Origin of the sequence: Providencia alcalifaciens DSM 30120 (genome assembly GCF_000173415.1) — a bacterium.
GTDB classification, from domain to species: domain Bacteria; phylum Pseudomonadota; class Gammaproteobacteria; order Enterobacterales; family Enterobacteriaceae; genus Providencia; species Providencia alcalifaciens.
In genome coordinates this window covers 28389-40963 of record NZ_ABXW01000014.1, presented here as the reverse complement: position 1 = coordinate 40963, position 12575 = coordinate 28389, and the positions used below count along the sequence as shown (strand labels likewise).

At 42.7% G+C, this 12575-nt stretch carries 10 protein-coding genes; 6 read left to right on the top strand and 4 right to left on the bottom strand.

Annotated features, from left to right (window positions below):
- Window positions 1-9 precede the first annotated feature (9 nt).
- The 4 genes from PROVALCAL_RS03410 to PROVALCAL_RS03395 all read right to left on the bottom strand — a co-directional run bounded on the left by PROVALCAL_RS03410 (window position 10) and on the right by PROVALCAL_RS03395 (window position 6648).
- Window positions 10-1356 (bottom strand): purine-cytosine permease family protein, encoded by a 1347-nt coding sequence (locus tag PROVALCAL_RS03410; RefSeq protein WP_006657708.1) that lies wholly within the window; start codon window positions 1354-1356, stop codon window positions 10-12.
- 463 nt (window positions 1357-1819) lie between these two features.
- On the bottom strand, window positions 1820-3763 hold the full coding sequence (macB, locus tag PROVALCAL_RS03405; protein WP_006657706.1) for a macrolide ABC transporter ATP-binding protein/permease MacB: 1944 nt from the start codon (window positions 3761-3763) through the stop codon (window positions 1820-1822).
- Between the two features lie 2 nt (window positions 3764-3765).
- Window positions 3766-4875 (bottom strand): macrolide transporter subunit MacA, encoded by a 1110-nt coding sequence (macA, locus tag PROVALCAL_RS03400; protein WP_006657705.1) that lies wholly within the window; start codon window positions 4873-4875, stop codon window positions 3766-3768.
- A gap of 108 nt (window positions 4876-4983) precedes the next feature.
- Window positions 4984-6648 carry an ATP-dependent nuclease gene (locus tag PROVALCAL_RS03395; RefSeq protein WP_006657704.1) on the bottom strand — a complete coding sequence of 555 codons (1665 nt, stop codon included), beginning with the start codon at window positions 6646-6648 and terminating at the stop codon, window positions 4984-4986.
- A gap of 397 nt (window positions 6649-7045) precedes the next feature.
- On the opposite strand from PROVALCAL_RS03395, the gene PROVALCAL_RS03390 reads away from it, so the two are divergent.
- The 6 genes from PROVALCAL_RS03390 (at window position 7046) to artM (ending at window position 12485) form a co-directional block, all read left to right on the top strand.
- The gene (locus tag PROVALCAL_RS03390; protein WP_006657703.1) at window positions 7046-7945 is read left to right on the top strand and encodes a LysO family transporter; all 900 of its coding nucleotides are present in this window, start codon (window positions 7046-7048) and stop codon (window positions 7943-7945) included.
- 51 nt (window positions 7946-7996) lie between these two features.
- The gene (locus PROVALCAL_RS03385; protein ID WP_006657702.1) at window positions 7997-9478 is read left to right on the top strand and encodes a DUF2867 domain-containing protein; all 1482 of its coding nucleotides are present in this window, start codon (window positions 7997-7999) and stop codon (window positions 9476-9478) included.
- A gap of 98 nt (window positions 9479-9576) precedes the next feature.
- Window positions 9577-10305, top strand: a complete 729-nt coding sequence (gene artP / locus PROVALCAL_RS03380; RefSeq protein WP_006657701.1) for an arginine ABC transporter ATP-binding protein ArtP — start codon at window positions 9577-9579, stop codon at window positions 10303-10305.
- 18 nt (window positions 10306-10323) lie between these two features.
- Window positions 10324-11067, top strand: a complete 744-nt coding sequence (gene artJ / locus PROVALCAL_RS03375; RefSeq protein WP_006657700.1) for an arginine ABC transporter substrate-binding protein — start codon at window positions 10324-10326, stop codon at window positions 11065-11067.
- A gap of 12 nt (window positions 11068-11079) precedes the next feature.
- Window positions 11080-11820 (top strand): arginine ABC transporter permease ArtQ, encoded by a 741-nt coding sequence (artQ, locus tag PROVALCAL_RS03370; protein ID WP_006657699.1) that lies wholly within the window; start codon window positions 11080-11082, stop codon window positions 11818-11820.
- Window positions 11817-12485: an arginine ABC transporter permease ArtM gene (gene artM / locus PROVALCAL_RS03365; protein WP_006657698.1), complete on the top strand. Its 669-nt coding sequence runs from the start codon at window positions 11817-11819 to the stop codon at window positions 12483-12485. The genes artQ and artM overlap by 4 nt, the downstream gene beginning before the upstream one ends.
- The last annotated feature ends 90 nt before the right edge of the window (window positions 12486-12575 follow it).

Sequence of the window (12575 nt, the reverse complement as noted above, 5' to 3'; positions counted from 1 at the left end):
TATCTGCCCTCAATCTAAATGAGAAACTTGGCGGAAATGGGTTCCTTTCTCGCCTCGGAATGCGGCTAATAGTCGCATACCAATCCAATAAGCCACCGCACCAACCAGCAAAGAGTTCAATGCTGGAACACCAATATCTGCATTAAATGGACCCAGAGCAGACGTTCCCCAACCCACGATAACAGCACAACACCACGCAACTAATGTTACTGGGTTATATGCTTCACAGCGTGTCGGTAAAATGCCTTGTTCCCGGGTAATATCCAGTTCTTTTCTGTCACGTTTTAAAAGGTAGTAATCTACAACCATAATGCCCGCGACAGGCGGAATCGAAATACCGAGATAAATTAAGAAGCTAATAAAGTTATCTAAGATGCCTAACATAGAAGCAACAGTACCAAAAATACCAATTACCCATGTTAAATAACGGCGATCAAAGCGCTTATTAAAGATGGCGTTCAACAATGTTGAAAAGCCCAGTGACGAAGAATAAAGATTGATATCATTCATTTTAATTGTTGAGAAGATAACAATCGATGCACCTAGCAATCCAGTCAACGCCATCATCAAATCAAAAACTTGGCTTGTACGTAATGCTAAAGCCATTAAAACTGCAATCATGTTGACGAAAAGCTCGCCACAGAACGTACCAATTAAGGTCATCCAGAACACATCTTTCGGCTTATGCATAAAGCGGCTGATGTCTGGTGTTGTCACAGCAGAGATGATAAATCCACCAGCAACCATGGTAATTGCCGCTGGCATAGTCATTAACGGTCCGGCAGGTTCAGTGGCATTGATTAACGAACCAATATCCTGTCCTGATAATAAATTATAAGTTGCCCAACCGAGTGCGAATAAAAAGAGCGGTGTTGAAATATTCGCGGTAATAGATAAAAAGCGATATCCATATACCGTAATAATTGTCACCGCAATACCTGTAATAAGCGACCAGGTCCCTGGTGTTAGCACGTTAGTCGCTTTATACATACCATCAGCGAAGAAACCATTTTGGACGCCGAACCAACCCATTAAGGAGATAGCAATCGCTCCTCCAATTAATGCAGATCCTAGCTTTCCAAAACCAGCCCACCGAGACAGTAGACTGATTGACATTCCTTCGCGACAAGCAGCTGCTCCAAGCCCCCAGCTGACGACCTGTAAAATTACAGAGCCGAGCATCGTTGCCCAAAACGCCTGCCAAAACGTTAATCCATACCCAAGAGCTGCACCTAGCATCACTTGCGAAACGCAAGCGAGTGAACCGATACGGAGGATCAACACTTCATAAAACGGTCGACGAGCACTTTGCGGTACCCGCGCCAGAGAATAATCTTCACCTGCTTTATTTGCCATTTTTCATGCCTGCTGTGTATGAGTCTTTACTTGTGATTTATTGGCTTTTCGCTAAAGTTCCATTTAATGGAACTAGGTTTCATTTATTCTACAAGACGAATGATATCCACGATCAGTACCAAACCGCAAGTAGAATTTACCTTTTTGATAGCTTTTTTATTATCGGTTATTTAAATAAGAGGAGATATAGGAGGAGATAAAAACAAAATAAGCTGTAAATTAATGGGTTAAAAACTCCACATTTGATTAGAGAAATTTCATAAAAAGAGTTATCCCCAATAGATAATTCTAATTTCGACACGCCAATTTAGAGTAGTTTCTCTTTTCATTGCGCTTAATCTCACAAAATATTCGACCTAAACAGCCATTTTCCAATTTTTTCATTCAAAAAATTGCTTATATCATGAGAAAAAAGTTGCTGATATTTTCTCAGCAACTTTTTACATCACCGCCAATTAAAAAATCACTCTCTCGCTAATGCATCAATTGGGTTCAATTTGGCCGCGTTTTTGGCGGGTAGGAAACCAAAAATAACCCCAATTGCAGTGGAGCAGGCAAATGCACTGATTAGCGCGATAGGATCAAATTCAAATGTCCAACCTGGTAGCGCCATTTGGGCAATTAAGCTCACGCCATAAGATAACCCAATCCCCATTAAGCCACCGATAAGGCACACTAATACCGCTTCAATTAAAAATTGCTGCATAACATCCGAAGTTCGTGCTCCTACCGCCATCCGAATCCCAATTTCACGGGTTCTTTCCGTTACGGATACCAACATAATGTTCATCACACCAATACCCCCGACCACTAAAGAAATTACGGCGACGAGGGTTAAAAAGAGCTGCATCGTTTGTGTGGTTTTTTCAGCCGTTTTAACCAATGTATCAATGTTATAAGTAAAAATATCCTTCTTACCATGACGCAGCGTAAGCAAACGCACCAGTTGTTGCTCAGCCACTTTGGCATCAACACCTTCATTTACTCTCACCACAATGCTGTCATAGTAAGAACGGTTAATGAGCTTACTGTTAATGGTGGTATCTGGTAAAAATACCTCTAAACTTTTACTGGAGCCAAAAATTGACTTTTGCTCCCCCAATACTCCGATAATCGTAGCGGGCATATTGCCAATAAGTAATGTTTCACCCACCACATTCTGTTTGTTCGGGAAAAAACGTCGTTTCGTATTTCTATCAATGACAACTACAGGCGCACGCCGAGTTAGCATATCCTGAGTGAATCCCATCCCTTCAGAAAAATGGCTTCCATAAACTTGGAAATAATCGGTTCCTACCCCAGACACCCGAGCAACCGCATCCAAATTACCTTTACGTAACCGCGCGGATGTTTCAATAGAGCCAGTCACTGACTGTACATAAGGCTGCTGAGCAATTGCTGAAATGTCCGAGGCTTTCAATACTTGGCGGTTTTCAGGGTCATCACTACCAAAATCTTTGCCGGGATACACCGAGATCGTATTGGTCCCAATCGATTTAATATCATTCAATACCATCCCTTTAGCCGCATCACCAATCACCATAATGGAGACCACCGATGCAATACCAATCACAATCCCCAACATGGTCAGTAAGGTGCGCATTTTATTCACGACCATCGCTCGCCATGCCATCAGCAGCGCTTCACTGAATCGGCTAACCCACTGACCTAATGGATTTTTCCGTATGACGGCTTTGGCTGGAAATTCAGCGACTTTTACCGCAAGTGCACCAGAATCATTAATGATTTCGCCATCTTTGATTTCAACAATCCGTTCTGCTTGTTGCGCTACTTTTGGGTCATGGGTGACGATAATCACCGTGTGTCCTTGGGCACAAAGATCTTTTAAAATCTTCATCACCTCTTCCCCTGAATGGCTATCTAGCGCCCCAGTAGGCTCATCCGCTAAAATAACCTGACCACCATTCATGAGTGCCCGAGCAATACTGACTCGCTGCTGTTGCCCTCCAGACAGCTGGCTAGGACGATAATTGACGCGCTCCCCTAAGCCTAAACGTTGCAGCAATTTTTCTGCTCGTTCCTGTCGTTGCGCCTTACCAGCTCCCGCATAAATAGCAGGAATTTCAACGTTCTGCTCTGCACTCAAATGGCTTAACAAATGATAGCGTTGAAAAATAAAACCAAAATGTTCACGACGTAATTGCGCCAGCTGATCATTATCTAACTCTGCGATATTTTGCCCTGCAACATAGTACTCGCCTGAGGATGGTTTATCTAAACACCCAAGGATATTCATCAACGTCGATTTTCCTGAGCCTGATGCTCCGATAATCGCCACCATCTCCCCTGAATGTATTTTCAGCGAAACCTTTTTTAGTACCGTGATTTCCTGCTCACCCGCAGGGTATCGCCGTGTAATGTTATGCAGCTCAAGTAAGGTTGCCATGATTACAATTCCGTATCACTACTGCGATTAGTGATGACTTTATCCCCTTCTTGCAGCCCTTTAATAATCTCAACGGAGACATCATTGCGGCTACCAATTTCAACGGTTCTCTTTTGTGGTACACCGCCATTCAACACCTCCACTTCATAAACCTGTGGAGAAACTTCATTTCCTAAAGCGAGCAACGGAAGCAATAACACATTTTTATGAGATTCAAGTTCAATCACCACTTGCGCAGTCATTTGCAACTTTAATAAATGCTGGGGATTTGGTACTTCAAAGCGCGCGTAGTAAAAAATCGCATCATTGATTTTTTCAGGCGTAGGAAGGATATCTTTCAGTTTTCCCGCAAATTTTTTATCTGGTGCACCCAACACGGTAAAAGACGCACTTTGCCCTGGTTCAAGATAGATAACATCGGCTTCAGACACTTCAGCTTTTACCAACATTGTATCCAGATCCGCCAACGTCAAAATCGTCGGTGCTTCTTGAGCTGCAATCACAGTTTGCCCCTGCAACGTTTTGATAAACGTCACAATGCCATCCATCGGTGCAGTAATTTGGGTATACTTCAAATTGGTTTTTGCCGTATCTAAAGAGGCGCGATTGCGTTTAATTTGTGACTGATACGTGGCAACTTTGGCTTTATTCACCTCGACGTCAGTCCTGGCTTTATCCAGTTCTTGGCGAGACACCGCTTGCACTTTTGATAAGCTTAAATGACGCTGATAGGTCACTTGCGCCAATTTTAATTCGGCTTGAGCCAGTGCCAAATTCGACTCTAATTCATGAATGGTTTCTTGGGATTCGGTGACCTCGTTTTGCGCCTTTTGTGGATCAATCACCGCCAGCAGGTCGCCTTTTTTGACCGTATCGCCTTCTTTTACATATAACGCTTGTAATTGACCACTGACTTGCGCACCAACATCAACTTTCCGCACAGCATCTAACTTCCCTGTTGCGAGAACCTGCTTATCTAAATCACCACGGGTTACATCAACCGTTTGGTAACTTTCTGGTTTCTGATTACCAAGAAAATACCACGCAATCATGCTCCCCATAAGCAAGGCTAAAATACCATAAATCCATTTTTTTCTTGATGTTGCCTTCATTACTCACGTTCCTATTTTCAATAAGAGGGCCGCCCCTCCCTTGAAAATAAGATAGCTGAATAATTATCTATCTTCACTAAACAGATTTAAGATTAACTGCAATTTATATCAATACGCCTTACCACGCGCGAGCCATGCAACGCGAGAGAACATGTTTCTTAACACTAATGGCACTGCGTCTGGACCCAATTCAGCTGCACGATTCACTGTCGCAAGTGCTAAGTCAGGCTTCGAGGTTCGAGCAATCGCTTTTAAGATAACCCGACGGGTTGAAACCCTTGCATTTTCAGGGATTTCCGCAATTTCATGGTACAAGCCTTGAAACCCTTCACGATAGAGAAAATGCTCCATATCGGGTGCAGGTAACATCGTTAAACGGTCTCGGTCTGAAGAATTAATTTTATTCGCGTAATGGGTGGCAGTTGCGGCATATTTCCTTCCTGCCTCATCCCCATCCGTTAATACATGCCACTCAATCCCCATTTTATTGGCAAATTTTAATAATGGTTTCAAACCACTCTGCGCAAAAGCAATGACTTTAATGCCTTCCGTTTCGAAGAAATAATTACACTGCCTCGCAAATTCACTCATTAACCAAATCTCTGTTTCACCTTCGACCAATAACCAACAACGGGCAAATAATGCAGATGGTCGATTAAAACGAATATGGAATGATATTTTGCGTAGCTCTTCCGCACTTAAATCTTGGGGGCTAAGACGATATGCCGATACCTTATTGGTATCACGCACAAGGCGACATAAACTGTCAATTGGCGCCTGAGAAAGTAAATCGCCAGAGTTGGTCGTTGTAATCCGCTGCAATGAGAATAAGCTAAATAGCCCCCAAGCAATAGATAACATAATAGGATGTAGCCGCGTCTCAGGGTCTTCCACAATAATAATTGGGCGAGCATGTTTATCGAGCTCGATATTCCCTTTAGATTGCAATAATGATGAAAACATCCCTAAGATAATTAGGCGAATATTACGTTGATTAGGTTTTGCAATCAGCCGGTTAATATTATCCAATGCTTGCCAGCCGCGTTTCCGAGGTTCTAAGCTAATGATTGAATTATCCGCTTTCACCATATGACCGCTTTTTCCTGAAAAATAATGGCTCAGCAATTGCTGCATTGCGTCCACACCATCTTCAAGGTCATTATCACTTAATCGTTCAGGGTTATTCACCAACGCCATGGTTAGCTCTTTAATCTGGTGATTAAAGTTTTCACGAAAATGGTTATCCCCACCCTGGATCGTATTCGGATTAATGGTGTTTAAAAAGCGGGCATCTCGTAAGCGGATCGCGGGATATAAACGAATAATTTCCTTAATGTACTTTCCGACATTATCAAGAGATAGCTTGTTCCCTCCTGAATTTAGGAAACACTTATCCACTACAACACTATTATCGTCTTTTAATTCGGCGCTCACTCGGTACAAAATATGTTTTAGATCGTCCCCATTATCAACCCAGACAGAGGCTAGATTTTGAAAACGATAAGACTGATGTCGACCTGGGCGGCTTTCACAGAACTTTAGGACTATCTGCAAAGTACGAAAACGCGTTTCATCATCCCCTGTTGGATGGTGAAAATCATTAGCATTAAACTGGTATTCACGATGATCGGGAGAGAGCAAAATATCCAAGGCATCAAGTAGACTCGATTTACCCCACGAGTTTTCACCAATCAAGACAGTATTATTGTTAAGCTCTAAAGAAAGCCGGTTGATCCCTCTAAATCCATATATTTCCACACGTTCCAGATACATATCTCTCCCCTTACTGTCAAAACTGAGTTCGATTGTAACATCTCAACCATTCAGGAATCCGTGAAACAACCTGAACTATCACAAATAAAAGCTTACTTATTTAGCTAACTAATTACTAGACGAGTCAAAATAGTACAAAAAAACACGTTACGATACATGTTCCTGTATTGAGCTTATTTAATTGGTGATATAGGATGTTTATGCTTTATTTTCCAGCATTTTTCTCCTATTTTTAGTTAGTCAGCCATTGAAAAATATCTGTCACCTACATGATATTTAGCATCACAGGCTAAATTTATTACTGTTTCGATAGCAATACCCCTGAAAGTTTAAATATAATCTTTTGTTTATATTGATATAATTTATGTGTAGTTAATGAAATAAAAAGGGCACCGACATGTATTCTGGCTTGCTGATTATTCTTTTACCTCTGGTTCTTGGTTACTTGATACCTATAAAAAATAAAAATGTTCTTCATCGAGTTCATCAATCTTTAAACTCGATGGTGTACGTGATTTTATTTTTAATGGGTATTACCCTCGCGTTGCTTGAAAACCTCAGTGCCCATTTAGTGTCCATTTTAGTTTATGCCCTAACCTTCTTCGGCTGCATTTTTGGCTTAAATGCACTCTCATTAATCCTTCTCGATAAACTTGATCCGTGGAAAGTCCCGCAACACAAGCAAGAAAAACCCCCTTCTCGCATCAAAATGGTCTTTGAATCCTTGCAACTGTGCGGTGTATTACTGGTGGGTTTTCTGGTGGGCTTAACGGGGTTTAAATTTCTACATTATGCGGATAAAGGTAGCCAAGTCGCCCTCATGTTGCTGCTCTTACTCGTCGGGGTTCAACTGCGTAATAGCGGAATGCATATTCGACAAATTTTAATCAACCGCCGAGGAACAACTATCGCCTTAGTCATGGGGGTCAGCGCCCTTATAGGTGGCGCAGCCGCCGCCTTTTTCCTTGGACTTCCTATCAAAATGGGGTTGGCGATTGCCTCTGGATTTGGTTGGTATTCCCTCACAGGGATCTTAATTACCGATGCCTATGGTCCTGTTATGGGCAGCGCTGCATTCTTTAATGACTTATTGCGCGAATTAACGGCGATTATGCTGATCCCGCTGATCATTAACCGCTATCGCTCAACCGCTTTAGGTATCTGCGGCTCAACATCGATGGACTTTACTTTACCGGTATTGCAACGCAGTGGCGGTGTTTCAATTGTCCCTGCCGCCATCGTTCATGGGTTCGTTTTAAGTCTTATTACGCCAATTCTTATGGCATTCTTTACATAAGTAGAATTTCAGTCACAATAGCCGTTAATTTAGGTATCACAGGAAATTAACATGACGGGAAAACCACGAGTTTTAGTACTAGGCGCCAGCGGCTATATTGGGCAAAATTTAATTCCTAAATTATTGGAAGAAGGTCATCAAGTCACTGCGGCTGCCCGACGTGTAGACTGGATGCTATCCCAAGGTTGGTCCGATACTCGTTGTATCTATGTGGATTTACATCAACCCGAAACCCTAAAAAATATCATGGATGAAGTGGATATTGTCTACTTCCTCGTTCACAGTATGGCAGATCAAGCTAACCTCGTTGAGCGTGAACGTGAGGCAGCTCGTAATGTGCAAACCGCATTACAGAACTCCAACGTTAAACAGGTGATATACCTCAGTGCCCTGCAACACGGTCATACTTATTCACCGCACTTAATTGCAAGGCGCTTAACGGGAGAAATCCTGCGTGAAAGTGGAATTCCCGTGACTGAAATTCGCGCATCCATTATTGTTGGGTCCGGTTCCGCTGCCTTCGAAATAATGCGTGATATGGTGTATAACCTCGCCATTTTAACACCACCTCGCTGGGTTCGTTCGAAGTCATCCCCTATCGCCCTTGAAAATATCCTATACTACCTGACTCAATTGGCTCAGCTACCTGTGACTGAAAGCCGAGTTTTGGATGCTGGTGGTCCTGAATACATAAGCTATCAGGAGCTCTTCAAACGATTTATTAAAGTCTCCGGAAAACGCCGTTTATTAATTCCAATTCCTATTCCTGTCAGCATGATTTCCGTACACTTTATCAGCCTGATCACATCGGTGCCCCCATCTATCGCAAAAGAGCTGATCCAAGGTTTGCAACATGACTTACCTGCAGATGACAAACTCATTCGAGAGCTGATCCCACAGACACTGATTTCATTTGATGATGCTGTCAGAACAACGCTAGCAGAAGAAGCCAGTGCTATCGATAACTCGGATTGGGGCTACGACCCTGAAGTGAGAAAACGCTGGCGACCAGGTTACGGTTACTACCCTAAACAAGCCGGCTTCACCTTCAGCACAACCGCATCCACTGAGTCACTTTGGCATACCGTCCAACAAATTGGCGGAAAGGAAGGCTATTTTTACGCCAACATCCTTTGGAAAACCCGCGCCATGATGGATGATATGATGCTGAATAAAGTTAAATATGGCAGACCTGATCGTGAAACCTTACAAGTTGGTGATGAAGTTGATGGCTGGCGAGTCATTAATATGGAGCCAAACAAGCAACTAAGCTTGCTTTTTGGTATGAAAGCGCCAGGTTTAGGCCGGTTAACTTTCACCATTCATGATAGTGGAAACCTACGCTCAATTGATGTTCGTGCATGGTGGCACCCTGCGGGCTTCTGTGGGTTACTCTATTGGTTTGCAATGATGCCAGCGCATTTGTTCATCTTTAAAGGCATGGCTAAGCGTATTAGTGAATTAGCGGTTCAACGGGACAAACAGCTTGTGACAGAGCAGATAGCGGAACATCGCTCCAATAAGCCAGAATAAATTTAGCGTAAAAACCAAATTTTTATGCATAAAACATTGCATAAATATGCTCACAGGATTAATATCGCTGATAGTTAATTTAGATATTATTGGTAAGCATGAGCATTCAATTAAAAAACATAAACTGTTTCTACGGCAACCATCAGGCACTCTTTGATATTAACTTAGAGTGTACTGCTGGTGAGACAATGGTATTACTTGGGCCCAGTGGTGCAGGCAAGAGTTCTTTACTGCGTGTACTGAATCTTTTAGAGATGCCGCGTTCAGGTCAGCTAAATATTGCCAACCATCACTTTGATTTTTCCACTGCACCTGATGCGAAAGCGATTCGTGATCTGCGCCAAAATGTGGGAATGGTTTTCCAGCAATATAATTTATGGCCTCACTTAAGTGTCATGGATAACCTGATCGAAGCGCCGTGCCGTGTCTTGAAATTGACCAAGCAACAAGCTCAAGATAAGGCGGCTAAACTGTTAGAGCGTTTACGTTTATCTCAATTTGCCAATCGCTACCCACTGCATTTATCGGGCGGTCAACAACAACGTGTCGCGATTGCTCGCGCCCTAATGATGGAACCTCAAGTTCTATTATTTGATGAGCCAACCGCCGCGCTTGACCCAGAAATCACCGCCCAAGTGGTAGACATTATTCGTGAACTTTCAGCAACAGGGATCACACAAGTTATCGTGACCCATGAAGTTGAAATTGCCCGTAAAACTGCGAGCCGTGTGGTCTATATGGAAAACGGTCATATTGTAGAGCAAGGAGATGCTAGCCACTTTACTTCTCCTCAAACTGCAGCATTTGCAAATTATCTGTCCCACTAATAGATATAGGATTAAGCAATGAAAAAATTATTATTAGCTACATTATTAGGCGCTGTAACCCTATCTGCGACTGCGGCGGAAAAAGAGACGATCCGTTTTGCAACCGAAGCCACTTATGCCCCGTTTGAAATGTTTGATAAAAACAACCAAATCGTTGGTTTTGATGTGGATCTGGCAAATGCAATGTGTGCAAAAATGAATGCAACATGCACATTCACACACCAATCTTTTGATAGCTTAATCCCAAGCCTGAAATTCCGTCGTTTTGAAGCGTTAATGGCGGGCATCGATATTACCCCTGAACGTCAACAACAAGTGGATTTTACTGAAACTTACTACCCTAACTCAGCCGAGTTTATCGCGGTAAAAGATAAAATTACGGCAGTTGACCAGCTAAAAGGCAAAAAAATTGGGGTACAAAACGGGACCACACACCAAAAATATATTATGGAACAACATAAAGACATGACTGTTGTTCCCTATGATAACTACCAATCTGCGATTTTAGATCTGCAAAATGGTCGTATTAACGCTGTGTTCGGTGACACCGCAGTTGCTGATGAGTGGTTAAAAGCGAAAGGCAATGAAAACTTAGCGCCAGTCGGCGATAAAGTGACAGACCCACAATACTTCGGCATCGGCTTAGGTATCGCCGTTCGTAAAGGTAACAAAGAATTGTTAGATAAGATGAACAAAGCCTTATCTGAAGTTAAAGCAGATGGCACATACGATGCTATCCATAAAAAATGGTTTCAACAGTAGTCGATATAATTAATGAATGACTTTCTCTTTTTAGCAAGTGCCGCCGGTATTACCGTCGGCCTTGCCGTTTCAGCCCTGATTCTTGGATTAGTTCTCGCGATGCTATTTACTGCGTGGGAATCCGTTCGATTCAAACCACTCGCCTTTTTAGGGACATGCTGGGTCACACTGATACGTGGTTTGCCCGAATTGCTGGTGGTGCTGTTTGTCTATTTTGGAACGCTCCAGCTAATCAATTTGTTAGGGGATGGTATCGCCATTAACTTGGGTTTCTGGCAAGGTACTTTCCAAATTGATCCGAGCATTTTCTTTGCTGATAGCGGCGAGTTTGATTACACTCCATTTTTCTGTGGTGTCATTGCCCTTGCGCTGTTATACGCCTCTTACGCCTCACAAACCCTACGAGGTGCATTAAAAGCTGTACCTTATGGTCAATGGGAAGCCGGATTGGCACTTGGATTAAGCAAAAGAACCATTTTCTTTCGCTATATCATGCCGCAGATGTGGCGCCATGCCTTACCAGGCTTAGGCAATCAATGGTTGGTGTTACTCAAAGATACCGCGTTAGTCTCCTTAATTAGCGTTAATGACTTAATGCTACAGACTAAAACTATTGTAAACCGCACCCATGAGCCATTTACTTGGTACGCCATTGTGGGACTGATTTACCTCGCTATCACGCTATTAAGCCAGTTGGTACTCAAACGCATTGAACTGCGCACCACCCGTTTTGAACGGAGTGATGCGAAATGATTGATTTAATTCTGCAAATTTTACCGGGATTACCAACCAGCTTGTCACTGACCTTCAGTGCGTTGTTCGTTGCTTTCATTTTAGCTATCTTCTTTACGCTAATCTTATCCCTCAAAACGCCCGTCGTTTCACAAGCGGTTAAGGTCTATATCACCTTATTCACCGGAACGCCGTTATTAGTCCAATTCTTCTTGATTTATAATGGTCCAAGCCAGTTTAAATCCCTGCAAGATTATCCTATGTTGTGGGAGTTTATTTCGACCCCATGGATATGTGCAATGGTTGCGCTGGCATTGAATAGTGCTGCGTATTCCACATTGCTATTCCACGGTGCGGTAAAAGCGATTCCGTCGGGTCAATGGCAGTCTTGCCAAGCATTAGGGATGAATAAACTGCAAACCATGCGAATTATTCTCCCATATGCATTTAAACGTTCACTCTCATCCTATTCCAACGAAGTGGTATTGATTTTCAAAAGTACTTCTCTCGCCAGTACCATTACGATGCTAGATATTATGGGCTACAGTAGCCAAGTATTTGGTCAGACATGGGATGTGATGGCATTTGTCGCTGCGGGAATTATTTACCTCGTCGTGAATGCTATTCTGACGTTAATTATGCGTCTGATTGAGCGCAAAGCACTGGCATTTGAGCAGCGTAACTAGCCTTATTATTACCCATTGTTATTAAAAGCTTGTCCATTATTATTAAAAGCTTGGCTAATCGCCGAGCTTTTTTATATCTACGATATATGT

What these genes read in the sequence shown, in the direction of transcription:
- PROVALCAL_RS03410 (WP_006657708.1), bottom strand. Translation starts at nt 1,356, where the DNA reads ATGGCAAATAAAGCAGGTGAAGATTATTCTCTGGCGCGGGTACCGCAA.
- macB (WP_006657706.1), bottom strand. Translation starts at nt 3,763, where the DNA reads ATGGCAACCTTACTTGAGCTGCATAACATTACACGGCGATACCCTGCG.
- macA (WP_006657705.1), bottom strand. Translation starts at nt 4,875, where the DNA reads ATGAAGGCAACATCAAGAAAAAAATGGATTTATGGTATTTTAGCCTTG.
- PROVALCAL_RS03395 (WP_006657704.1), bottom strand. Translation starts at nt 6,648, where the DNA reads ATGTATCTGGAACGTGTGGAAATATATGGATTTAGAGGGATCAACCGG.
- PROVALCAL_RS03390 (WP_006657703.1), top strand. Translation starts at nt 7,046, where the DNA reads ATGTATTCTGGCTTGCTGATTATTCTTTTACCTCTGGTTCTTGGTTAC.
- PROVALCAL_RS03385 (WP_006657702.1), top strand. Translation starts at nt 7,997, where the DNA reads ATGACGGGAAAACCACGAGTTTTAGTACTAGGCGCCAGCGGCTATATT.
- artP (WP_006657701.1), top strand. Translation starts at nt 9,577, where the DNA reads ATGAGCATTCAATTAAAAAACATAAACTGTTTCTACGGCAACCATCAG.
- artJ (WP_006657700.1), top strand. Translation starts at nt 10,324, where the DNA reads ATGAAAAAATTATTATTAGCTACATTATTAGGCGCTGTAACCCTATCT.
- artQ (WP_006657699.1), top strand. Translation starts at nt 11,080, where the DNA reads ATGAATGACTTTCTCTTTTTAGCAAGTGCCGCCGGTATTACCGTCGGC.
- artM (WP_006657698.1), top strand. Translation starts at nt 11,817, where the DNA reads ATGATTGATTTAATTCTGCAAATTTTACCGGGATTACCAACCAGCTTG.